Origin of the sequence: Ochrobactrum sp. RH2CCR150 (genome assembly GCA_014138095.1) — a bacterium.
Classification (GTDB): domain Bacteria; phylum Pseudomonadota; class Alphaproteobacteria; order Rhizobiales; family Rhizobiaceae; genus Brucella; species Brucella gambitense.
Genome location: JACGXE010000002.1, coordinates 601,811 through 622,797, shown reverse-complemented (window position 1 = coordinate 622,797; position 20,987 = coordinate 601,811). Strand labels below are relative to the sequence as shown.

Sequence of the window (20,987 nt, the reverse complement as noted above, 5' to 3'; positions counted from 1 at the left end):
CGGGAAACCGGCCTTTTAAATTACTTATGGGTAAGGATGTTGACCAGTCGCCCATAGGGATCGCGAACGAAGAAACGGCGCACGCCCCATTCCTCGTCAGCTGGACCGTATTCGATGGCAAACCCGGCTGCGACGCACCGCTCCAGCGTCGCATCCACGTCGTCCACCTCGATGGAGAGATCGGGCACCGGCGTGCCCGAGCCGCCTTCTGTCGCGAATGCGATCTGTACGCGCGCCTGCGCATCGGCTGCATAAGTAACAATCCAGCCGTGATCCATCACCACATCGAGGCCCAGAACATCACCATAGAAGCGCTTGGCGGCGGCCACGTCATCTGTGGCGATATTGGTGACGATGCGGCGGACAGCCATCAGTATTCGCCGAGCTTGATATCCGGCGTATAGTCAACGCCGTCGACTTCCTTCACGACCGGCTGGCCGCACTGCATCACGCCGGTTGCCGCGTTGAAAGCATAGGTCGGCGAGCCATAAAGCTGCCAGCCCTTGTTGAGCGCCGCCGTAACGCGGTGACAGAATGCGGAATCATCCGGTCCGGTGATGAAACGATAGAGCTTCATGGTCAGTCTTCCTTTTTAAATTAGTTCTTTGTTCTTTAGCATTTCCGAACGCAAAACCGTTTCACGCTTTTGCTGGAATTGCTTTCGCGAGCAACCTTTCGGCCATTTCCAGATGCAGGCGTTCGATCATCTGACCATCAAGTGACACAACGCCCTTATCAGCGTTTTCCGGTTGTGCGAACAGCTCTACGACGGCCCGCGCATGCGCCACTTCCTCATCCGTTGGCGAGAAGGCGCGATTGGCGGGCTCAATCTGGCCCGGATGAATCAGCGTCTTGCCGTCGAAGCCCATCGCGGCTCCCTGCAAACATTCCGCTTCAAAACCAACCTGATCGCGAAAATCGTTGAAGACGCCATCAAGAACGGTAAACCCGCCAGCGCGCGCTGCGAGAATGATCTGCATTAGCCATGGCACAAGATAAGGACGTCCGGCTTGCGGGCGAACACCGGTTTCCCGCGCAATATCATTCGGGCCAACAACGAAACAGGCGAGCCGCACTGCCGAGCGATGGCCCAGCATGGCAATCTCATCCGCGTTGAGAATGCCGCGTGGGGTTTCGATCATTGCCCAAACGCCGACAGATGGATCGGCATCCTTGCGATCAAGCCGGTTGGCGGCATCGATAATATCCTGCGGGCGCTCGACTTTCGGCAGGAGAATGGCGTCAGCCCCCATGTCGGCAGCAGCGGCTACATCATCCTTGCCCCAAGGAGTCTCGCCGGAATTGACGCGGATGATCCGCTCGAACGTTGGTTTCGGATGGGCAGCAAAATGCGCAGCCAACGCCTCGCGCGCCGATTGCTTTGCCTCTGGCGCAACGGAATCTTCCAGATCGTAGATCACGCAATCGGCTTCAAGCGTCAGCGATTTTTCCAGAGCGCGCGGATTGGCAGCCGGGACAAACAGGACGGAACGGCGAGGACGAGCGATTGTTTTCATAGCCGATTTGTGCACGGAACTGCGGCACGGTGCAACCCTCGGACACGGGTTAAACACCCCGCAAAAGCAGGGGCTTGAAATCCGGGCCCTGCCCGCCTATTTTCCAGCCTTCGGTTGAATGCGCCAGCCGCCCGCAGGTTTCAAGCCACGGTAAAGCATTCGGAGTAAACGTTCCTGTCCCGTGACGGCAGAAACGGCAATGCGGGCACCCGTTCATGAAAACGCCGCTCACAATCAGGAGCGAAAACAATGACCACAGCTATGACCGCTGGACACACCACTATTGACTTCAAGCATCAGGCTCGCCGTTTGCGGCAGGCTTTGAGCGAGGAAGGTATTACCATCAGCCACGGCAAGGCGCTCGATCTCGTGGCCCGTCAGTCGGGCACCCGTGACTGGAACACGCTTTCCGCCACTGGCAGCAAGGCCGAAGCCATGCCGGTCGCCGTTCAGGACGACACTGCGCCCTATCGTGTCGGCCAGCGCACCTCCGGCATGTTTCACACCACGCCCTTCGACGCGCGTATCATCGGCGTTGAGGAAACCATCAAGCCCGATCTGTGGCGGATTACATTGCAGTTCGAACCGGCGATTGATGTCGCTGTTTCTCCGAACATGTCGATGCGCCGCAGACGCTTTACGATTGTTGTCGGCAGCGACGGAAAATCCCGCCGCCTGACCGGCAGCGAGAGTGGCGGCGTGGTGTTGAATGTCCAATAATTGCGGATGTGGCATTTGCAGCGCATGATTCAGAAAGGTTGACGCGCTTTTCCGACAGGATTATGCGCATCATTCGACAGTCGAACCGTCCGGATCGCCTCAAAACGGTCTGGATGGTTCGATAAATCCGCCGCAGGTTGCGACCTATTGGGCAGTTTTGGCCTGAAACGTTGACTCTCGGCAATGCTGATGTAAACCAGTTCGCAACATAGCTAATACCCAACCGACAGGTTCAGGACATGGATAAGTTCACCAAGCTCACCGGCGTCGCCGCTCCCCTGCCGATCGTCAACATCGACACGGATATGATCATTCCGAAGGATTACCTGAAGACGATCAAGCGCACGGGCTTGAGCACGGGTCTGTTTGCGGAAATGCGCTTTAACGAAGACGGTTCCGAAAACCCTGATTTCGTTCTGAACAAACCGGGCTATCGCAACGCCCAGATCCTGGTCGCGGGCGATAATTTCGGCTGCGGTTCCTCGCGCGAGCATGCCCCTTGGGCTCTGCTCGATTTCGGTATCCGCTGTGTGATTTCGACCTCGTTTGCCGACATCTTCTATAATAACTGCTTCAAGAACGGCATTCTGCCGATCAAGGTCAGTCAGGAAGATCTCGACAAGCTGATGGACGACGCGTCGCGCGGCGCCAATGCCACCCTCACCGTTGATCTCGAAGCAAAGGAAATCCATGGCCCTGACGGCGGCACGATTTCCTTCGACGTCGACGACTTCAAGCGCCACTGCCTGCTCAACGGTCTGGACGATATCGGCCTGACCATGGAAAAGGCGAAGAGCATCGACACGTTCGAAGCCAAGCGCGCCGAACTGCGTCCCTGGGCCTGATGACACACAATGCGTTATACGCGGCCCGCAAGCCCGGTGGCCTGAGCAATTGAATAGGACACGATTGGCTGGAATGGCCCGAGAAGATCAAAGCGGCGACTGGGCGGGACGTTTCTCGCCCTCGCTGGACGAAGTTGAATCCATCGCGATTGAAGCTCTTGCGCATCTGCCGCAGGAGTTCCGCGCGTTGTGCGGCGACATTGTCATCCAGATCGCCGATTTTCCTGAAGACCAGATCATCGAAGATATGGGGCTGGATACGCCGTTCGACCTGCTCGGGCTTTTTGAAGGTCGAGGCATTGGCGAGCGTTTCAGCCTGCAGACGGGTGAAGGTCCGAACCGCATCACGCTCTATCGGCGCGCCATTCTCGATTACTGGTCTGAAAACGAGGAAACGCTGGGCGATATCATCACCCATGTGCTGATTCACGAGATTGGCCATCACTTCGGCCTGTCAGACGATGACATGGAAGCCATCGAAGCTCAGGCGGAATAACGCTTGTTGGATATCGATTGAAAAAGGCGCCCTCATCGGGCGCCTTTTTATTTGGGTCAGGCGACGCTCAGGCGCACGTCGATATTACCGCGCGTGGCATGCGAATATGGGCAAACGATGTGAGCGGCCTGCACCAGCTCTTCCGCTTTTGCCTTTTCGACACCCGGAAGCGCCACTTCCAGCGCAACATCGAGACCGAAGCCAGTACCGTCCTCGCGCGGACCGATACCAACAGTAGCCGTGACCGTGCTGTCGGCTGCAATGGCAACCTTTTCCTTCGAAGCCACGAACTTCAACGCGCCAAGGAAGCATGCTGCATAGCCCGATGCGAAAAGCTGCTCGGGATTGGTGCCCTCGCCGCCCTGACCGCCAAGCTCCTTTGGCGTGTCGAGCACGACGCTCAGGCGACCATCTGCGGTCTTGGCGCTGCCGGTGCGTCCGCCGGTTGCTGTCGACTGGGTGGTGTACAGAATAGGCATAGGGTTTCTCCTTCGGTTGAATTCATCTCCACACACAAGCTATCGATTATTAAATTGCGCGCAATCTAATTTTGCAAAATGATTTCTCACAATTATGTGATGCACAATGCAATTGCGCATCATTTATGCTATCAAAGCAAAGCGCGAAAATGCGTTTGAAGGGATTGGCGCATGACACAGGACTCATTTCTCAAACTTTCGAACATGGTCTGCTTTGCGATCTATTCGACCGCGAACGCTTTGACGCGCGCCTACCAGCCGATCCTGAGCAAGCTGGACCTGACCTATCCGCAGTTTCTGGTGATGCTGGTGCTGTGGGAGAAGGACGACCAGACCGTTTCCGAAATTGGCACGAAGCTCAATCTCGACTCCGGCACACTGACGCCACTCTTGAAACGGCTGGAAACGGCAGGCCGCATCACGCGCCGCCGCGACCCACAGGACGAACGGCAAGTGCGTATCACGCTTACCGACGAAGGCTTTAAATTACGGGAAGCGGCTGAGTCTGTACCGGACCAGATATTCTGCGCACTCGGCCAGCCAGTCGATGACCTGAAGGAGCTACGCACCCGCCTGCTCGACATTCGCAGCAATCTGGCCGGCAGCGTGGAACGCTAACAAAACACCTTAAAAGAAAAGCGCCGGTTTCCCGGCGCCTTTTGCATTTCACAAGATAGCAGGCCTATCAGGCTGCAAGTGCCTTCGGCTTGATCAGGCCGCGAGCCACCAGCAGTTCTGCAATCTGGATCGTGTTGAGCGCTGCACCCTTGCGCAGATTGTCTGAGACAATCCACATGGCCAGACCGTTTTCGACCGTAATGTCTTCACGGATACGGCTGATATAGGTTGCGTCTTCGCCAGCGGATTCATATGGCGTGATGTAGCCGCCGTCTTCGCGCTTATCGATAACCTGGCAACCCGGCGCTTCGCGCAGGATTTCACGAGCTTCTTCCGGCGAAAGCGGGTTTTCGAACTCGATATTCACAGATTCAGAATGACCAATGAAGACCGGAACGCGCACTGCCGTTGCCGTCAGCTTGATCTTCGGATCAAGCATCTTCTTGGTTTCGGCCACCATCTTCCATTCTTCCTTGGTGTAGCCGTCTTCCATGAAAACATCGATATGCGGGATCACGTTGAACGCGATACGCTTCGTGAACTTCTTTGCCGTGACAGGATCAGCCACGAAAACAGCGCGCGACTGTTCGAACAGCTCGTCCATACCTTCCTTGCCCGCACCGGAAACCGACTGGTAGGTCGAAACAACGACGCGCTTGATCTTGGCAGCGTCATGCAGCGGCTTCAGAGCCACAACGAGCTGAGCAGTCGAGCAGTTCGGGTTGGCAATGATGTTCTTCTTGGTGAAGCCATCGATAGCGTCCGGGTTAACTTCCGGCACGATCAGCGGCACTTCCATATCGTAACGCCAGGCCGACGAGTTATCGATGACGACGCAGCCCTGCTTGCCGATCTTCGGCGACCATTCCTTCGAAATATTGCCGCCAGCAGACATCAGGCAGATGTCCGTATCGGAGAAATCATAAGTGTCGAGCGCGCGAACCTTCAGCGTCTTGTCGCCGTAAGATACTTCGGTGCCCTGGCTGCGGCGCGATGCGAGCGCAACAACTTCATCAGCCGGGAAACCGCGTTCTTCGAGAATATTGAGCATTTCGCGCCCGACATTACCGGTGGCGCCGACAACTGCTACCTTGAAACCCATTTTTCGTCTCCTGTCCCTCTCCGCTTCCAGATCCGGAACCCCGCAGGCCACGCGGGTTATCCGTCCCCGGGCCAGACCCGGGGAGAGGGCGAGCAGGCCAAGGGAATCAGACCGTTTTCGTGGTCGTTTTAGTGATGGCCGTGAGTTTTTTGGTAATCGAAGGCATGCGTGCTGCCCCGGCAATAATGCCGGCAGCTCCATACGAAACTGACGCTACGGTAACGCGATCCACGCGATTTCTCCTTCGTTCGGGATTGCTTTTACGCGCTTTATAAATGGAGTCAATTCTCCACCGCTCCCGCCCTGTATTTTTTTACGCCACAAGTAACCACGAGCCGGCGTCAAGCTGTCGTTTTTGTCTCATACTAAAGACTACTGCCCGAATCTCCTTTTTAGGTTCATCATAATTTTGTGAGGAGTGCGCTCTCTTGTTGGGAGACAAGTTGGCGTATCGGACTGGCTTACATTTGTACGGCGAATGAAGCGCAGTCTTGCATTGCCCATAAGGGGCTCTGTTTGGGAGGACAGATTAATGGCAGTCTCGTCAAGTGCCGACGTCGGCACGCAAAAAATGACGGGCGAAGAACGCAAAGTCATCTTCGCATCGTCGCTTGGTACCGTCTTTGAATGGTACGATTTTTATCTTTACGGAACGCTCGCTTCCTTTATCGGCGCAGCCTTTTTCAACGAATATCCAGAAGCAACACGCAATATCTTCGTCCTGCTGGCTTTTGCTGCGGGCTTTCTGGTGCGTCCATTCGGTGCGCTCGTCTTCGGCCGCCTTGGCGATCTCGTCGGACGTAAATATACCTTCCTCGTGACCATCGTCATCATGGGCGCATCGACCTTTCTGGTCGGTCTTCTGCCCGGCTCGTCGACACTTGGCATTCTGGCTCCGATCATCCTGATCGCGCTGCGTATGCTGCAGGGTCTCGCGCTCGGCGGTGAATATGGTGGTGCGGCGACTTATGTCGCAGAACACGCGCCGAATAACCGTCGCGGCTTCTTCACCTCATGGATTCAGACCACTGCAACGCTCGGTCTGTTCCTGTCGCTGCTCGTGATCCTCGGCATCCAGACGGTTATGAGCAAGGAAGCCTTCGCAGCCTGGGGCTGGCGTATTCCATTCCTCGTCTCGATCCTTTTGCTCGGCATTTCCGTCTGGATTCGCATGCAGATGAGCGAGTCGCCTGCATTCAAGCGCATGAAGGAGGAAGGCAAGACCTCGAAGGCGCCGCTTTCCGAAGCTTTCGGTCAGTGGAAGAATGCCAAGATCGCGCTTATCGCACTGTTCGGCCTCACCGCCGGTCAGGCCGTGGTCTGGTATTGCGGCCAGTTCTATGCGCTGTTCTTCCTTCAGAACGTTCTGAAGGTGGAAAACCAGTCAGCCAATATCATGGTGGCCATCGCCCTTCTGCTCGGCACCGGTGGTTTCGTCTTCTTCGGCTGGCTGTCGGACAAGATCGGTCGCAAGCCGATCATTATGGCCGGTCTGCTTTTGGCGGCTGTGACCTACTTCCCGCTGTTCAAGGCGCTGACCAATGCCGCCAATCCGGCACTGGCTCAGGCTGAACAGACCATCAAGGCAACGGTCACCGCGGCACCTGGCGATTGTAACTTCCAGTTCAACGCCACAGGCACGTCGAAGTTCACCAGCTCCTGCGATGTCGCGACCAGCTTCCTCGCCAAGAGTTCGGTGCCTTATGAGGTCGTACAGACCGCTGCGGCTGGCACGCCTGCAACCGTCACCATCGGCGATGCAACGATCACGTCCTATGACGCTGTTCAGGCAGGTGCAGGTGCTGCCGCCAAGCAGGCTGAACTCGCCCATGGCCTGAATCTGGCTCTCCAGAAGGCAGGGTTCCCGCTGGTGCGTGATCCCGCAAAGGTGCCGGATAGCAAGCTTGATGCTTTCCTTGCTGCCAATCCGGAACTCCAGCTCAATGCTGATGCTGTCCGCGGTGGCGATAAGGCGATGGTTCCTGCTGCTGATCTGGTCAAGCAGAAGCTCCTGACCCAGACTGAAGCCGAAGGTCTCGGCGTCAGCGCCGATCAGGCCGTCTACACCATCCCGAATGCAGGCGCATTCAAGATGGTGGCAGACCCGGCCAAGGTGAACTGGGTCATGACGATTGCGATCCTGACCATCCTCGTCATCTATGTGACGATGGTTTACGGCCCAATCGCTGCAATCCTGGTGGAAATGTTCCCGACCCGCATCCGCTACACCGGGATGTCGCTGCCTTATCATATCGGCAACGGCTGGTTCGGCGGTCTGCTTCCGGCTGGAGTGTTCGCACTCAGCGCGGCCAAGGGCGACATCTACTATGGCCTCTGGTATCCGATTGTCATCGCTTCCATCACCTTCGTGATCGGCATGATCTTCGTGAAGGAAACCAAAGGCGTCGACCTGCACAAGCTCGACTAATCCTGTATCAACGATAATGCGAAACGCCGCCTTTAAGGGGCGGCGTTTTTGCGTCTGCGTACGGAATTTCAGCGATATTGCGCTTCGATCTCAATCAGTTTCTGTTTACGCCAGAGACCACCGCCATACCCCGTCAACGACCCATCGGCACCGATTACCCGATGACACGGGATGATAATGGCAATCTGGTTAGCGCCATTGGCCCGCGCAACGGCTCTCACAGCAAGCGGCTTGTCGATGGCTTGCGCCAACTCGCTATAGCTGCGCGTTTCCCCTGCCCCAATCGTCTGAAGTTCACGCCACACGGATTGCGTGAAGGCGCTGCCATGCAAGACCATCGGCAGATTGAAGGTCGGCGACCTGCCCTCAAAGAACGCGTTCAACTGCCGCTCGACCAGATCATGCGTGCCGAAGCGGCCAATGCCGATATCGCCGCGACAGGTTGCATAAAGTTTCTTCAACTCGGCGGAGAGCGCCTTGCGGTCGGCGAATTCCAGCAGATGCAGATTCTTCGCATCGCAAATGGCAATCATCGTACCGAGCGGCGACTTGATCCAATCGGCGCGCAACAGGCCGTCGCCACGCAGTTTTGCCGGTGGAAGACCGAGAATGCGGGCAAAGGCGCTGCGAAACGCTTCGGGCGATTCAAAACCCGCATCAATCTGCGCGTCGATGACCCGGCCCCCGTCAGCCAAGGCCTGAAAGCCATGGCGCAAACGCTCCTGTCGCGCCATTTCCAGAAATGTCATGCCGAAATGTCGCCGGAAACTGCGCCGCACCGTGGAGAGATCAAGCCCCATCCGCGCGACATCGTCTTCGCTCCAGCGCCGTTCGGGATCAGCCTCCAAAGCGTCGAGCAATCGCTTGATGAAAGGCTCCGCTTCTGCAGCGGGCTGCAACGGATGACACCTTTTGCAGGCGCGAAAACCATCTGCCATGCATTCGGCAACCGAAGCGAAAAAGCGGCAGTTTTCCCGGCGCGGTTTCCGCGCGGGGCAAGTCAGGCGGCAAAAAATGCCGGTCGAGACGACACCGACATAGGCCCTGCCCTCATAAGAGGCATCGCGGGCCAACAACGCGTCATAAAGTTTGTCTTGGTTTGGGAGCGTGAACAACATGACACGCATTCTTATCCGTCTATCCGGAAATTACAGCCTCAAATCGGGCATCTATTCTCGAAAAGAAAAGCCCGCTGGTATTATCCAGCGGGCTTTCCAAATTCGCAATTCTTCAGCTTGTGATTAAGCCGAAAGCGCCTTGAACTTGGCGAGGATTGCATCACCCATTTCGGTGGTGCCAACCTTGGTCGTGCCTTCCGACCAGATATCCGCCGTGCGGATGCCGTCGTCGAGAACACCGGCAATCGCAGCTTCCAGGCGATCAGCTTCGGCAACCAGATTGAACGAATAACGCAGGCACATGGCAAGCGAAGCGATCATGGCGATCGGGTTTGCAATGCCCTTGCCAGCGATATCCGGTGCCGAGCCATGTACCGGCTCGTAAAGCGCCTTGCGCTTACCGGTCTTGGCGTCGACTGCGCCAAGCGATGCCGACGGCAACATGCCGAGCGAACCGGTCAGCATCGCCGCGACGTCCGACAGCATGTCGCCGAACAGGTTGTCGGTCACAATAACGTCGAACTGCTTCGGCCAGCGAACGAGCTGCATGCCGCCAGCATCCGCCAGCATATGCTCCAGTTCCACGTCGGAATGCTTTTCCTTGTGACGCGCGGTGACGACCTGATTCCAGAGCACGCCCGACTTCATCACATTGCGCTTTTCCATCGAGGTGACCTTGTTGCGGCGCGTGCGTGCCAGCTCGAAAGCCACATCGGTGATGCGTTCGATCTCGTAGGTGTCATAAACCTGCGTGTCGATGCCGCGCTTCTGGCCGTTGCCGAGATCGATGATTTCCTTCGGCTCGCCGAAGTAAACACCGCCCGTCAATTCGCGCAGAATCAGAATGTCGAGGCCTTCGATCACTTCCGGCTTCAGCGAAGAGGAATGGGCGAGCGCGGGATAGCAGATAGCCGGGCGCAAGTTTGCGTAAAGCTGCATGTCCTTGCGCAGACGCAGAAGACCAGCTTCCGGGCGCACTTCATAAGGCACGCTATCCCACTTCGGGCCGCCAACAGCGCCGAACAGCGTGGCGTCGGCAGCCAGCGCCTTCTCCATATCGGCATCCGAAATCGCCTGACCATGCGCGTCATAAGCGCAACCGCCAACAAGGCCTTCCTCGGTTTCAAAGCCGAGCTTGAGGTCCGAATTGAGGTAAGCGATGATCTTGCGGACTTCCGCCATGGCCTCGGGACCGATGCCATCGCCGGGCAGGAGAAGAAGTTTTCTGGTTGCCATAATGCCAAGCCTCTGTTTTTCAATGCACAATCACGAAAAACCGGGCGTCTTCCGAAATTGTTTTTCAAAGTTCCGGGAGGGTTATAGAGCCCTGTTGCGTGGCAGGCAACAATCAGCAGGCATGAAACTTATGAAAAAGATCGAGGCCTGTGCAGAAATTAAATAACCGATGGAACGGTCAGTCCACCAGTGTGCGTGCTTCAGATGGCAGCATGATCGGAATGCCGCCGCGCACCGGATAGGCAAGCTTTGCCTTGCGCGAAATCAGCTCGCTATGCTCTGCGTCATATTCCAGCGGACCCTTGGTCAGCGGGCAGACAAGCAGCTCAAGAAGGCGCACATCAATGCTGCCCGTATCGGTCGTTTCATTCACCATTTCATATCCTCCGGATCATTGCAGGCGCGATCCGTAATCGTCGTCTTTCACTCTCGCCAGCACCATTTCCGTAATGGCGATCAACGTCGCGGCGCGTGTCTTGAGGTCTGGCGCCTCCAGCAAGGCCTGTTTTTCCGCAGGACCAAATGGCGACATGATCGACAGCGCATTGACGAGCGTTTCGTTTCCGGCGCGGGCGATGCTCTCCCAGTCGGCTTCCAGATTATGCGCCTCGAGATAATCCCGGAAGGCGCGCAGCAACGCTTCGCGGTCAATATCCGCCGTATCGCGCACTTCTTCCAGATCGGTCAGAAACGGCATGATGCGGCATTGGCGATAAGGCTGGCGGCAATTGACCTCTTCCTTCACGCGGAAGCGGCAAATGCCCTGAAGCGTGATCAGCAATCGACCGTCGCCGGTCTCCGCATAGGTCGTTATGCGGCCGAGGCAGCCAATACTGCTCAGCGGCGGGCGCAGGCTTTCATCGAGTTCATTGACGATCTCGTCGTCATCTTCCTCGTCGTCGATTTGCGGCTGGATCATACCGATGATCCGCTTGCCAGCGAGCGCGCTTTCAATCATCGCCAGATAACGCGGCTCGAATATGTTCAACGGAAGCTGGCCGCCGGGCAAAAGCAGTGCACCTTTCAGCGGAAATACCGGAACCAGATCCGGTATGTCGGAACCCGTTCTGTAACGGGCATTACCCACTTGCATTGCAACCTCCTTTGGAATGCTCCGCGCAGTTGTTGCGCGCAGCATCCCGGTAGTCCTGTTTCACGCTGCTCTGTTCGCTTATGAAAACAGCAACGAAGACAATTTCCGGCGTGCCGAAAGCGTCGCCGGGTCCGTATTGCCCCATGCTTCGAAGAACTGGAGCAGTTGCATACGCGCGCCGTCTTCGTTCCAGCTGCGATCGGCCTTCATGATGGTCAGCAGTTCATTGGCAGCATCTTCGCGACGGCCCTGCGCGTTGCGCACCTGCGCCAGATCGAAACGCGCCTGATAATCCTGTGGATCGGCCTGAAGGCGCTTTTCCAGTTCAACCGGATCACCAATCAGCTTGACCTGATCGGCAAGGGCCAGCTTGGCTTCAAGCGCGCGCACCGAGGCTGCATTCTGCTTGTCGGCCGGAATGGTGGCGAGAATTTCGCGCGCCTGTTCCGCATCGCCCGATTCCAGAACGCAGGATGCCAGACCGACAATCGCATCGACATTGTCGGGCGCGGCCTGAAGGATGGAATTGAAAATGTCGCCAGCCTGCACATAGTCGCCGGACTCAAGCAGTTCCTGCGCGGCAGTAATCGCCTCGGCAATGGCGTTTTCCTGATCGCTCGGGCCGCCGATCTTGGCGATGAATTCCTTCACCTTCGATTCCGGCAATGCGCCCATGAAACCGTCAACCGGCTGACCATTGACGAAGGCGATAACAGCCGGAATGGACTGAATGCCGAGCTGGCCCGGAATGGACGGATGATCGTCGATGTTCATCTTGACCAGCTTGACCGCACCGCCCGCTTCCTTGACCACCTTTTCGATGACCGGCGTCAGTTGCTTGCAGGGTCCGCACCAGGGGGCCCAGAAATCGACCAGAACCGGCTGCTGGCGCGATTCGGCCAGAACGTCGGTCTGGAATGCCGCAGTTGTCGTATCCTTGATCAGATCCGATCCGCCCGCTGGCGCCGGTGTCGAACCGAAAGAAACATTTGCCGTCATCTGGCCGCCCGCATTGGCGTAAGGATTGTTCTGGCTGGTCATGGAATATTCCTCATATCTTCCGGCCCGTTCATGCACCCCGCATCACAGCCGGTGTCGATCTTTCAGTTCGTGCCAATCAATTTGTATCTGTTCCGGCGGATTTCAAGACGCGTAGTCTATACCGTTGCGTCTGCCTTCGCACCTTCTGATACTGCAAGGATACGCGGTTCATGACCGGTCGATTTCAGGAAGGTGATCAGGTCTTCGCGCTGGATCGATGTGGTCGCTTCATTGGTCAGCGGATGCCCGTTGATGACATCATATTTCATCAGATCGGCATCGATAATAACCTGAACATTGTGGTCACGGTCATTGATCGCGCCAAAGACGGTCACTGATCCGGGAATGACACCCAGATATTCCAGGAGCTTCTCCGGTTTGCCGAACGAAACGCGGCTTGCCGCACCAATCACCTGATGGATCGACTTCAGATCGACCACGGCATCTTCTTCCACGGTCACGAGGAAGAAATTGTCCTTCTTGTCTTTCAGGAACAGGTTTTTCGTGTGCCCGCCGGGAATTTCACCGCGTAACCCTTGAGAATCCGCAACCGTGAACAAAGGCGGATGTTCAACGGTTGTCACCTCGATGCCGAGGTTTTGCAGGTGATCGAGAAGCTCCTTCGGCGACAAGGCCATGATTCCACCCATTTCTATTCAATATTCAAATTGTTCCGTTCAGGCTTATAGACCATGGTTTGCACGGCTGTAACCACCCGAACGGAACTTTGGACAATCTCCGAAAAACGACATTTTATTGTAATTTCCCTGTTGCATTCCGAAAAGCCTTAGTCCATATACCGCCTGCCTGACGGAAACGACTTCCTTCGGAAACGTTTTCAGGTCGAAACTGGCGCGAGCGGGTGTAGCTCAGGGGTAGAGCACAACCTTGCCAAGGTTGGGGTCGAGGGTTCGAATCCCTTCGCCCGCTCCAGTTTCCAGCAGGCACTATCAAAATCCCGGCTTTGTCCGGGATTTTTGCTTTTCTGGACCTCTTTTCAAAGCCGAGTTCAACAATTCGCCAGCAAAACTGAGCTTGCGCTCAGTTGCCGACAAATTCGAACTTGTCCACGTCGACCAGACCGCGATCGGTGATCTTCAGATGCGGAATCACCGGCAGCGCGACAAAAGCCAGTTGCAGGAACGGTTCTTCGAGAACAGAGCCCAGCTCTTCGGCTGCATGGCGCAGCTTGCGCAACTCCTCACGCACCACCTCGTAAGGCTGGTCGCTCATAAGCCCGGCAATCGGCAAAGGCAGCTCGGCCAGCACCTTGCCATCCCGCACGACAACGAAGCCCCCTTCGATTTCGCCAAGCCGGTTAGCGGCGACGGCGATATCCTCGTCCGATGCTCCGACGACACAGATATTGTGGCTGTCATGGCTGACGGTCGAAGCAATCGCTCCAGCTTTCAGCCCAAAACCATGCACAAAGCCTGTTGCGATGTTTCCGTTCTTGCCGTGACGCTCGACCACCGCGATTTTCACGACATCCTGTTCAAGATCTGGTTCAACGCCCTTCGGACCGACTTTAAGCTCGAATTCGAGGCTTTCGGTGATGATCTTGCCGGGAATGATGCCGATGGCGCGCGTCTTGCCGCTGTTTGAATGCGAACGGAAATTGGCGGCACCCACGCGCTGCGCCTTCACGCTGTTGCGCCCCACCTCGGCAATTGTCTTGCGCTGGGCAAACAGGTCTTCTGAAACCACACGTCCTGCCGAGAGGACAATCTCGGCATGGCAATCTTCCAGACTGTCGATGACGACGAGATCGGCGCGTTGCCCCGGAGCCACCAGTCCACGGTCGAACAGGCCGAAAGCGCGTGCTGCGGAAACACTGGCCGCGCGATAGATGGCCAAAGGCGACACGCCACCGGCAATAGCGGTGCGGATCAGATAATCGAGATGGCCCTGATCGGCGATATCCAAAGGATTGCGGTCGTCGGTGCAAAGCGCCAGAAACTGCGCATGACGCTCCGTGATGATCGGCATCAGCGCCTTGAGGTCCTTGGAGACCGAACCTTCGCGCACCAGAACATGCATGCCCTTGCGCATCTTCTCCAGCGCTTCTTCCGCGCTTGTCGCCTCGTGCTCGGTGCGAATGCCGACAGAGATGTAACCGTTCAGGTCCTTGCCGCGCAGCAACGGCGCGTGACCATCAACGTGCCGCCCCTGAAAAGCCTGCAGCTTCGCCATACATTCAGGGTCCTTGGCCAGAACGCCCGGAAAATTCATGAACTCGGCAAGGCCGATCACCTTCGGATGATCCGCAAAGGGGAGAAGATCACCGATCAACAGTTCCGCACCCGCCGTTTCCATATGGGTGGCGGGCACACAACTCGACAGCTGAACGCGAATGTCCATCACGGTTTCCAACGCGCTGTCGAGGAAGTATTTGATACCTTCCGCGCCCAGTACATTGGCGATTTCATGCGGGTCGCAGATCACCGTCGTCACACCTTGCGGCAACACGCAGCGATCGAATTCATGCGGCGTGATATGCGAGGATTCGATATGCAGATGCGTATCGATAAAACCCGGAACAACAATGCGTCCCGTAATGTCGATTTCCTGCTTACCGGAATAGGTGCCAAACGTGCCGACAATGCGATCCCCGCAGATCGCAATATCGCTTTCCACGAGTTCGCCGGTGACCAGATCGAAGAAGCGGCCACCCTTCAGCACGATATCGGCAGGTTCGCGGCCTGCACCCTGATCGATCATCCGTTCCAGCATCGCTTACTCCGTTCACACCTGAATCAATTCAAAAGAGGTTATCATAATGCAAGACGCGGCGGTAAGGTCGCCCTTCCGCCGCGTCTTCGCCAAACATCGCCTTGTTTTACCGCTGATATTCCATAATGCGGCTGCGGCTCAAAACCAGTTCGAGACGATTATCATCGAGCTGGTGCAGACAGACGCGCCGTGTCCACGGGCCATCCTGCAACGTAAAAAGCGCGCGTCCTTTGCCAATGTCTTCCAGCGGCATGGCGCGGCGCGTTGGGCCTATACCCGAAATCACATGCCCGTCCTTGATATCGAAACTGGCGCCATAGGCTGATGCCTGCCAGTGGCCATCCAGTTCTCTGCCGGCAGGTGTTACCGACGCCGGTATCAGACGACACGGAGCATAGCCGATTTCGCCTTCCAGCACCTCGCCCGTCCAGCGCAGCTTGATCGGCGACGACGCCGAAAGGGACGAAGACCAGCCATCCCCGACATTGTACAACGTGTCTTCCGCATCAAGACAGTTTGCGACGCCATTACGCATTTCCAGCCATAGCGGGCCGGTCTCAGCGACGTAGAGCCCATCGGGAATAGCGCAGCTGGTGTCGGGCAGTTGTAAGCCGTATAGAGCGGCCATGCAGTCGCGTGCGATTTTATACGTGTTGGCGTCTTCCCGGTTGGAGACGACAACCATGCCGCTTTTTTCCTGCGGGTCGAGCAGAAAATAGCTCTTGTAACCGGGATGCGAACCGCCGTGTCCGACAAATGCCTTGCCGTCGATCCCGTTCCAGCGCAGGCCCAAACCATAGCCTGTGGGACGTCCGTTCGACAGGTTGCGCTCGGCTGACAGATTGGCGAGCAGCCCCCTATAGGCGCCCTCGCCCTCCAGCAGCGCCTGCGCCCATATGGTTAAGGCCATGCCGCTGCCGACGAGGCAGCCCGAAGCCGAGAGGTGCAAGCCAGCGGCACTCAATTGCCATTTGTCACCCGACTGCCAGTAACCCGGCGCTAATCCCCGTATCGGATCGTTCCACACGTCGGGCGTGCTGAGGGATAGTCCGAGCGGTACCGAAACTTCGGATTGTATGAAATCGCGGAAACGGAAGCCCTTGCGTTCGAGCGCGGCTTCCACCAGCCGATAACCGGTATTGGAATAGGAGATTTCGCTGCCTGCTTCGAAATTAAGCCGCGTCAGCGAAGCCAGAAAATCCAGAAGCTGGTTTGCTTCGGTCTGCGTATAGACGGAAAGACCAAGCAGCGTCAGGCATTCGCGCGTATCGGGCAGACCGCCGGTCATGTCCAGTGCGCGGCCCACGGTCACATCGGCCAGTGGGCTTTGCAGCTCCGGCAGATGGTCGCCAAGGCGATCATCAAGGCTGATGACATCACTATGGCTGAGAACCATGGCGCAGAACAAATGCTTGGTGATGGAGGCATAGCGCACGACGGTGTTGGCCGTAAACGGAACACCTGTTGCGAGGCTTTCCAGCCCGCCTGCATAGGCAAATTTGACCCCGTCCAGATCAAAACCGATAATTACACCACCGGGCTCGTCTTTCGCCCAGCTTCTCGAATAGACCTTCGCGGCCTGCGAGGCAGCGTTCCAGTCTGCATGCATTGACATAAAATCTCCGTCAGACAGCTCTTGCATTTCAACGCTCTCTGCGCGCGCATTCCCCCGCCGCCGAGCTGTTCCACGACCCAGGATGCCGAATGCTTGCTTTTTCAAGAAGCATCGGGGGCGGCATTCCGTGTGATTGTGGCCGGATCGCAGATAATGCGGATTCTCTTGTCCACGCAAGACCGCCAGACAGCGTCACATGCGACACATGTTGCAGAAAACTCGTTTGCAATTTGCTTTCTGCGGGTCCACTACCCCCATGAACTGAACGATCAGCGTGAAGGAAAACTCCCAAGATGGCGACAGACCAACTGATTCCGGTATTCGATGGGCACAATGACGTTCTGCTGCGCTTGTGGTCTTCCAACAAGCCTTCACCGGAAAAGCGGTTTCTTGAAGGTGAGGACGTCGGCCATATCGACCTGCCCCGTGCCCGCAAAGGCGGCCTGGGCGGTGGACTATGCGCGGTTTATGTTCCGTCCCCCGCCCGAGAACTGGATGCCGATGGCAATCTGCCGACGCCAAGCCAGCCGGACGCCATGAAGGCGACGCTAGGCATGGCGGCAATCTTGCAAAACATCGAACGCAAGTCGGAAGGACAAGTGCGCATCTGCCGGACGGCTGCAGACATTCGTGATGCATTCGCCAATGGCATTTTCGCTTCCGTCTTTCACATTGAAGGCGTGGAAGCTTTCGATGAGAGCCTCGACGCGCTTTACGTTCTGCATGCTGCGGGCCTGAGAACGCTGGGCCCCGTCTGGAGCCGCCCTAATATTTTTGCGCATGGCATTCCCTTCCGCTTTCCTTCATCGCCGAATATCGGACCGGGCCTGACCGATCACGGCAAGGCGCTCATCCGCGCCTGCAATGAATTGAAGGTCATGGTCGATCTGTCCCATATGAATGAAAAAGGGTTCTGGGATATCGCAGCGCTGTCCGACGCACCGCTGGTTGCATCACATTCCAACGCCCATGCGCTTTGCCAGCAGAGTCGCAATCTGACTGACCGGCAGCTCGACGCTATCCGCGATACTGGCGGTCTTGTCGGCCTGAATTTCGGCGTCGGCTTCCTGCGCGAGGATGGCAGACGCGACCCGAATACCGATCTGAACGAACTCGTGCGCCATGCGGACTATATCGTCAACCGCATCGGCATCGATCATCTCGCCCTTGGTTCGGATTTTGACGGCACAACGATCTCGAACAGCCTGCACAGCGTCGCCGACCTTCAGCGTGTGATCGAGACGTTCCGCAAGCATGGTTATGACGACGCTTCCATCGTCAAGCTTGCCCATAAAAACTGGATCGACGTGCTTGAACGCACCTGGGGGGCGTAAGCCGCCGCACCAGCTTTGTATCTGAATATGGTGTCGAGGAGGCCTTCCAGGGCCTCCTTTCTTTTTCGCGCAAGACAGCGGCGTCAGTCTCCGATACGGTTGACTGACCGCCTCGTCTTCAGTGTCGAGCCCCGAAATAATCCACAGCCCTTCACAATTTTTCGCGTAGCTTTCGATTTTTTTCTTTTTTAGAGCTACTATTTTCGAGTTTACTCTGGCATTGGGAAAATCGAAGGTTGATCCTTCACAAAAAATTGCATTCATATAAGCGCTACATAAAAACAGGGTTGCGCAAAGCGGACACGCCGGGATCGGCTAAGCCTGAATGCAGCCACTCAGCATGAGGAGGAAACATGCTTACCCGTCTGATCACGACTTCCGCGCTCACAGGCGTACTTGCTCTTTCCATCGGTTCGCAGGCATTTGCCCAGACCGAATTGTCCTGGTGGCACGGCATGACGGGCGCCAATAACGAAATGATCAACGAACTCACCAAGGAGTTCAATGAAAGCCAGAGCGATTACAAGATCGTCCCGGTTTACAAGGGCAGCTACCCTGAAACGTTGAATGCAGGCATCGCCGCGTTCCGTTCCAAGCAGCCGCCGGCAATTCTTCAGGTCTTCGACGCTGGCAGCGGCGTGATGATGGGCGCTGAAGGCGCTGTGGTTCCGGCAGCCGAAGTGCTGGAAAAGGGCGGCTTCAAGTTCGACAAGTCGCAGTACCTGCCGGGTATCGTCGCCTATTATTCCAAGCCGGACGGCACGATGCTGTCCTTCCCGTATAATTCCTCGTCGCCGATCCTCTATTACAACAAGGATGCCTTCAAGAAGGCTGGTCTGGATGAAAACAATCCGCCGAAGACCTGGCCTGAAGTGTTTGAAGCGGCCAAGAAAATCAAGACGAGCGGTGCGGCCCCGTGCGGCTTCACCTCGACCTGGCTGACCTGGATCCAGACCGAAAACTTCGCAGCCTGGAACAACGTTCCTTACGGCACCAACGAAAATGGCCTTGGCGGCACCGATGTGAAGCTGGAAATCAATTCCCCGCTTTACATCCAGCATTTCCAGTCGATTGCCGATCTCGCCAAGGATGGCGCATTCCGCTACGGCGGACGCACCTCGGAAGCAAAGCAGCTCTTCACGTCCGGTGAATGCGCGATGCTGACGGAATCGTCCGGCGGTCTCGGCGATGTGGTCAAATCCGGCATCAATTACGGTATCGGCCAGTTGCCTTATTACGAAGGTCACGGCCCGCAGAACACCATCCCCGGCGGTGCGGCGCTTTGGGTTTTCGCTGGTCTCAGCGACGATCAGTACAAGGGTATTGCACAGTTCTTCAACTTCCTGTCGCAGACCAAGATTCAGGTCAAGCTGCATGAGAAGTCTGGCTATCTGCCTGTAACGCTGGCCGCGTACGAAGAAACCAAGAAGTCGGATTTCTATGAAAAGAATCCGGGTCGCGAAACGCCGATCCTTCAGATGATGGGCAAGGAGCCGACCGAAAACTCCAAGGGCGTGCGCCTCGTCAACCTGCCGCAGGTGCGTGATATCCTGAACGAAGAGTTCGAAGCCATGCTCGGCGGCAAGCAGGACGCGAAGACCGCGCTCGAAAACGCCGTCAAGCGCGGAAACGAAGCGATCGCAGCCGCGCAATAAGTTTTAAATCAAGCAATGCCGCCTGCTCATAATCGAGTGGGCGGCTTTGTTTCCTGCAAGGAAATCGCCCGTGCAGAAAGTCACGTTCCCCAACAAGTTTTTACCCTATTTCCTGCTGGCGCCGCAGATTGCATTGACGCTGGTATTCTTCTTCTGGCCCGCCAGTCAGGCCATCTATCAGTCCTTCATGCGTGAAGACGCATTTGGCCTGAAATCCACCTTCGTAGGACTGGCAAATTTCAGCGCGGTTCTTTCGGACCCTAATTATCTGCATTCCTTCAGGGTCACGATTGTTTTCAACGTCCTGACGGCTTTTGTGGCCATGGGCGCTGCCTTGTTGCTGGCGACTGCGGCCGACCGCGTCATACGCGGCAAGACCCTTTATCGCACGTTGTTGATCTGGCCCTATGCCGTGGCGCCTGCCGTCGCCGGTATGCTCTGGCTGTTCATGTTCAACCCGGCCATGGGCACACTTGCCTATATCCTGCGCCGCAACGGCGTCGCTTGGGATCCGCTTCTCGACGGCAATCAGGCCATGGGCCTCGTTGTTTTCGCCGCTGCATGGAAACAGATTTCCTACAATTTCCTGTTTTTTGTCGCGGGCTTGCAGGCAATTCCTAAGTCGTTAATCGAAGCGGCAGCCATTGACGGCGCGCGCGGTGCGCGGCGCTTCTGGACCATTGTGTTTCCGTTGCTGGCCCCCACCTCGTTCTTCCTGCTGGTGGTCAACACGACCTATGCCTTCTTCGACACGTTCGGCATCATCCACGCCGTCACGGGGGGCGGCCCTGCCAAGGCAACGGAAACGCTGGTCTACAAGGTTTACAATGACGGCTTCGTCAATCTGAACCTCGGCTCGTCGTCTGCCCAATCGGTCATCCTGATGGCCATCGTCATCGCCCTGACTGCTTTCCAGTTCCGCTTCGTTGAGAAGCGCGTGCATTATTCTTGAGCGAG

General features: G+C 56.7%; 21 protein-coding genes and 1 tRNA gene. 9 read left to right on the top strand and 13 right to left on the bottom strand.

Annotated elements, in window-relative coordinates:
* Positions 1–20: 20 nt before the first annotated feature.
* The 3 genes from FHW03_RS06510 to FHW03_RS06500 all read right to left on the bottom strand — a co-directional run bounded on the left by FHW03_RS06510 (position 21) and on the right by FHW03_RS06500 (position 1,517).
* Complete coding sequence (locus tag FHW03_RS06510) at positions 21–371, bottom strand: VOC family protein (protein WP_182519875.1); 351 nt, start codon at positions 369–371, stop codon at positions 21–23.
* A complete protein-coding gene (locus FHW03_RS06505; RefSeq protein WP_078336905.1) occupies positions 371–577 on the bottom strand; it encodes a DUF1737 domain-containing protein in 207 nt (68 codons plus the stop codon). Before FHW03_RS06505 ends, FHW03_RS06510 begins: the two co-directional genes overlap by 1 nt.
* Positions 578–638: 61 nt before the next feature.
* On the bottom strand, positions 639–1,517 hold the full coding sequence (locus tag FHW03_RS06500; protein WP_182519874.1) for a CoA ester lyase: 879 nt from the start codon (positions 1,515–1,517) through the stop codon (positions 639–641).
* A 249-nt stretch (positions 1,518–1,766) separates the two neighbouring features.
* On the opposite strand from FHW03_RS06500, the gene FHW03_RS06495 reads away from it, so the two are divergent.
* From FHW03_RS06495 to FHW03_RS06485, 3 genes are all read left to right on the top strand, one after another.
* Positions 1,767–2,237, top strand: coding sequence for a glyoxalase superfamily protein (locus FHW03_RS06495; protein WP_182519873.1), 471 nt, complete (start codon positions 1,767–1,769; stop codon positions 2,235–2,237).
* A gap of 239 nt (positions 2,238–2,476) precedes the next feature.
* The gene (gene leuD / locus FHW03_RS06490; RefSeq protein WP_182519872.1) at positions 2,477–3,082 is read left to right on the top strand and encodes a 3-isopropylmalate dehydratase small subunit; all 606 of its coding nucleotides are present in this window, start codon (positions 2,477–2,479) and stop codon (positions 3,080–3,082) included.
* 73 nt (positions 3,083–3,155) lie between these two features.
* Positions 3,156–3,578: a metallopeptidase family protein gene (locus tag FHW03_RS06485; RefSeq protein ID WP_078336901.1), complete on the top strand. Its 423-nt coding sequence runs from the start codon at positions 3,156–3,158 to the stop codon at positions 3,576–3,578.
* A 56-nt stretch (positions 3,579–3,634) separates the two neighbouring features.
* Here FHW03_RS06485 and FHW03_RS06480 read toward each other — a convergent pair whose 3' ends face one another.
* Positions 3,635–4,057, bottom strand: a complete 423-nt coding sequence (locus FHW03_RS06480) for an organic hydroperoxide resistance protein (protein WP_078336900.1) — start codon at positions 4,055–4,057, stop codon at positions 3,635–3,637.
* A 171-nt stretch (positions 4,058–4,228) separates the two neighbouring features.
* Here FHW03_RS06480 and FHW03_RS06475 point away from each other — a divergent pair, with 171 nt between their 5' ends.
* On the top strand, positions 4,229–4,675 hold the full coding sequence (locus tag FHW03_RS06475; protein WP_182519871.1) for a MarR family transcriptional regulator: 447 nt from the start codon (positions 4,229–4,231) through the stop codon (positions 4,673–4,675).
* A 67-nt stretch (positions 4,676–4,742) separates the two neighbouring features.
* Here FHW03_RS06475 and FHW03_RS06470 read toward each other — a convergent pair whose 3' ends face one another.
* Complete coding sequence (locus FHW03_RS06470; protein WP_182519870.1) at positions 4,743–5,777, bottom strand: aspartate-semialdehyde dehydrogenase; 1,035 nt, start codon at positions 5,775–5,777, stop codon at positions 4,743–4,745.
* A 532-nt stretch (positions 5,778–6,309) separates the two neighbouring features.
* Between FHW03_RS06470 and FHW03_RS06465 the strand changes: the two genes are divergently transcribed.
* Positions 6,310–8,205: an MFS transporter gene (locus FHW03_RS06465; RefSeq protein ID WP_182519869.1), complete on the top strand. Its 1,896-nt coding sequence runs from the start codon at positions 6,310–6,312 to the stop codon at positions 8,203–8,205.
* Positions 8,206–8,273: 68 nt separating this feature from the next.
* Here FHW03_RS06465 and FHW03_RS06460 read toward each other — a convergent pair whose 3' ends face one another.
* From FHW03_RS06460 to FHW03_RS06435, 6 genes are all read right to left on the bottom strand, one after another.
* The gene (locus FHW03_RS06460) at positions 8,274–9,323 is read right to left on the bottom strand and encodes a trifunctional transcriptional activator/DNA repair protein Ada/methylated-DNA--[protein]-cysteine S-methyltransferase (RefSeq protein WP_182519868.1); all 1,050 of its coding nucleotides are present in this window, start codon (positions 9,321–9,323) and stop codon (positions 8,274–8,276) included.
* 123 nt (positions 9,324–9,446) lie between these two features.
* Entirely contained in the window at positions 9,447–10,559 is a 1,113-nt protein-coding gene (leuB, locus tag FHW03_RS06455; RefSeq protein ID WP_078336896.1) for a 3-isopropylmalate dehydrogenase, read from the bottom strand.
* A gap of 178 nt (positions 10,560–10,737) precedes the next feature.
* Positions 10,738–10,935 (bottom strand): Trm112 family protein, encoded by a 198-nt coding sequence (locus FHW03_RS06450; RefSeq protein ID WP_210276438.1) that lies wholly within the window; start codon positions 10,933–10,935, stop codon positions 10,738–10,740.
* Between the two features lie 15 nt (positions 10,936–10,950).
* On the bottom strand, positions 10,951–11,652 hold the full coding sequence (locus FHW03_RS06445) for an LON peptidase substrate-binding domain-containing protein (protein ID WP_182519867.1): 702 nt from the start codon (positions 11,650–11,652) through the stop codon (positions 10,951–10,953).
* A 78-nt stretch (positions 11,653–11,730) separates the two neighbouring features.
* Positions 11,731–12,693, bottom strand: coding sequence for a thioredoxin (trxA, locus tag FHW03_RS06440; protein ID WP_182519866.1), 963 nt, complete (start codon positions 12,691–12,693; stop codon positions 11,731–11,733).
* Positions 12,694–12,809: 116 nt separating this feature from the next.
* On the bottom strand, positions 12,810–13,331 hold the full coding sequence (locus tag FHW03_RS06435) for a prolyl-tRNA synthetase associated domain-containing protein (RefSeq protein WP_151590556.1): 522 nt from the start codon (positions 13,329–13,331) through the stop codon (positions 12,810–12,812).
* Between the two features lie 220 nt (positions 13,332–13,551).
* Here FHW03_RS06435 and FHW03_RS06430 point away from each other — a divergent pair.
* A tRNA-Gly gene (locus tag FHW03_RS06430) sits at positions 13,552–13,626 on the top strand.
* Positions 13,627–13,734: 108 nt separating this feature from the next.
* Here the strand turns inward: FHW03_RS06430 and ade are convergent.
* Both ade and FHW03_RS06420 read right to left on the bottom strand, forming a co-directional pair.
* Complete coding sequence (gene ade, locus FHW03_RS06425; RefSeq protein WP_182519865.1) at positions 13,735–15,426, bottom strand: adenine deaminase; 1,692 nt, start codon at positions 15,424–15,426, stop codon at positions 13,735–13,737.
* A 106-nt stretch (positions 15,427–15,532) separates the two neighbouring features.
* Positions 15,533–17,041 (bottom strand): serine hydrolase domain-containing protein, encoded by a 1,509-nt coding sequence (locus FHW03_RS06420; protein ID WP_182519864.1) that lies wholly within the window; start codon positions 17,039–17,041, stop codon positions 15,533–15,535.
* A gap of 293 nt (positions 17,042–17,334) precedes the next feature.
* On the opposite strand from FHW03_RS06420, the gene FHW03_RS06415 reads away from it, so the two are divergent.
* From FHW03_RS06415 to ugpA, 3 genes are all read left to right on the top strand, one after another.
* The gene (locus tag FHW03_RS06415) at positions 17,335–18,375 is read left to right on the top strand and encodes a dipeptidase (protein WP_182519863.1); all 1,041 of its coding nucleotides are present in this window, start codon (positions 17,335–17,337) and stop codon (positions 18,373–18,375) included.
* 353 nt (positions 18,376–18,728) lie between these two features.
* Entirely contained in the window at positions 18,729–20,030 is a 1,302-nt protein-coding gene (ugpB, locus tag FHW03_RS06410) for a sn-glycerol-3-phosphate ABC transporter substrate-binding protein UgpB (RefSeq protein ID WP_078336891.1), read from the top strand.
* 70 nt (positions 20,031–20,100) lie between these two features.
* Positions 20,101–20,982: a sn-glycerol-3-phosphate ABC transporter permease UgpA gene (gene ugpA, locus FHW03_RS06405; RefSeq protein ID WP_182519862.1), complete on the top strand. Its 882-nt coding sequence runs from the start codon at positions 20,101–20,103 to the stop codon at positions 20,980–20,982.
* Positions 20,983–20,987: the final 5 nt, after the last annotated feature.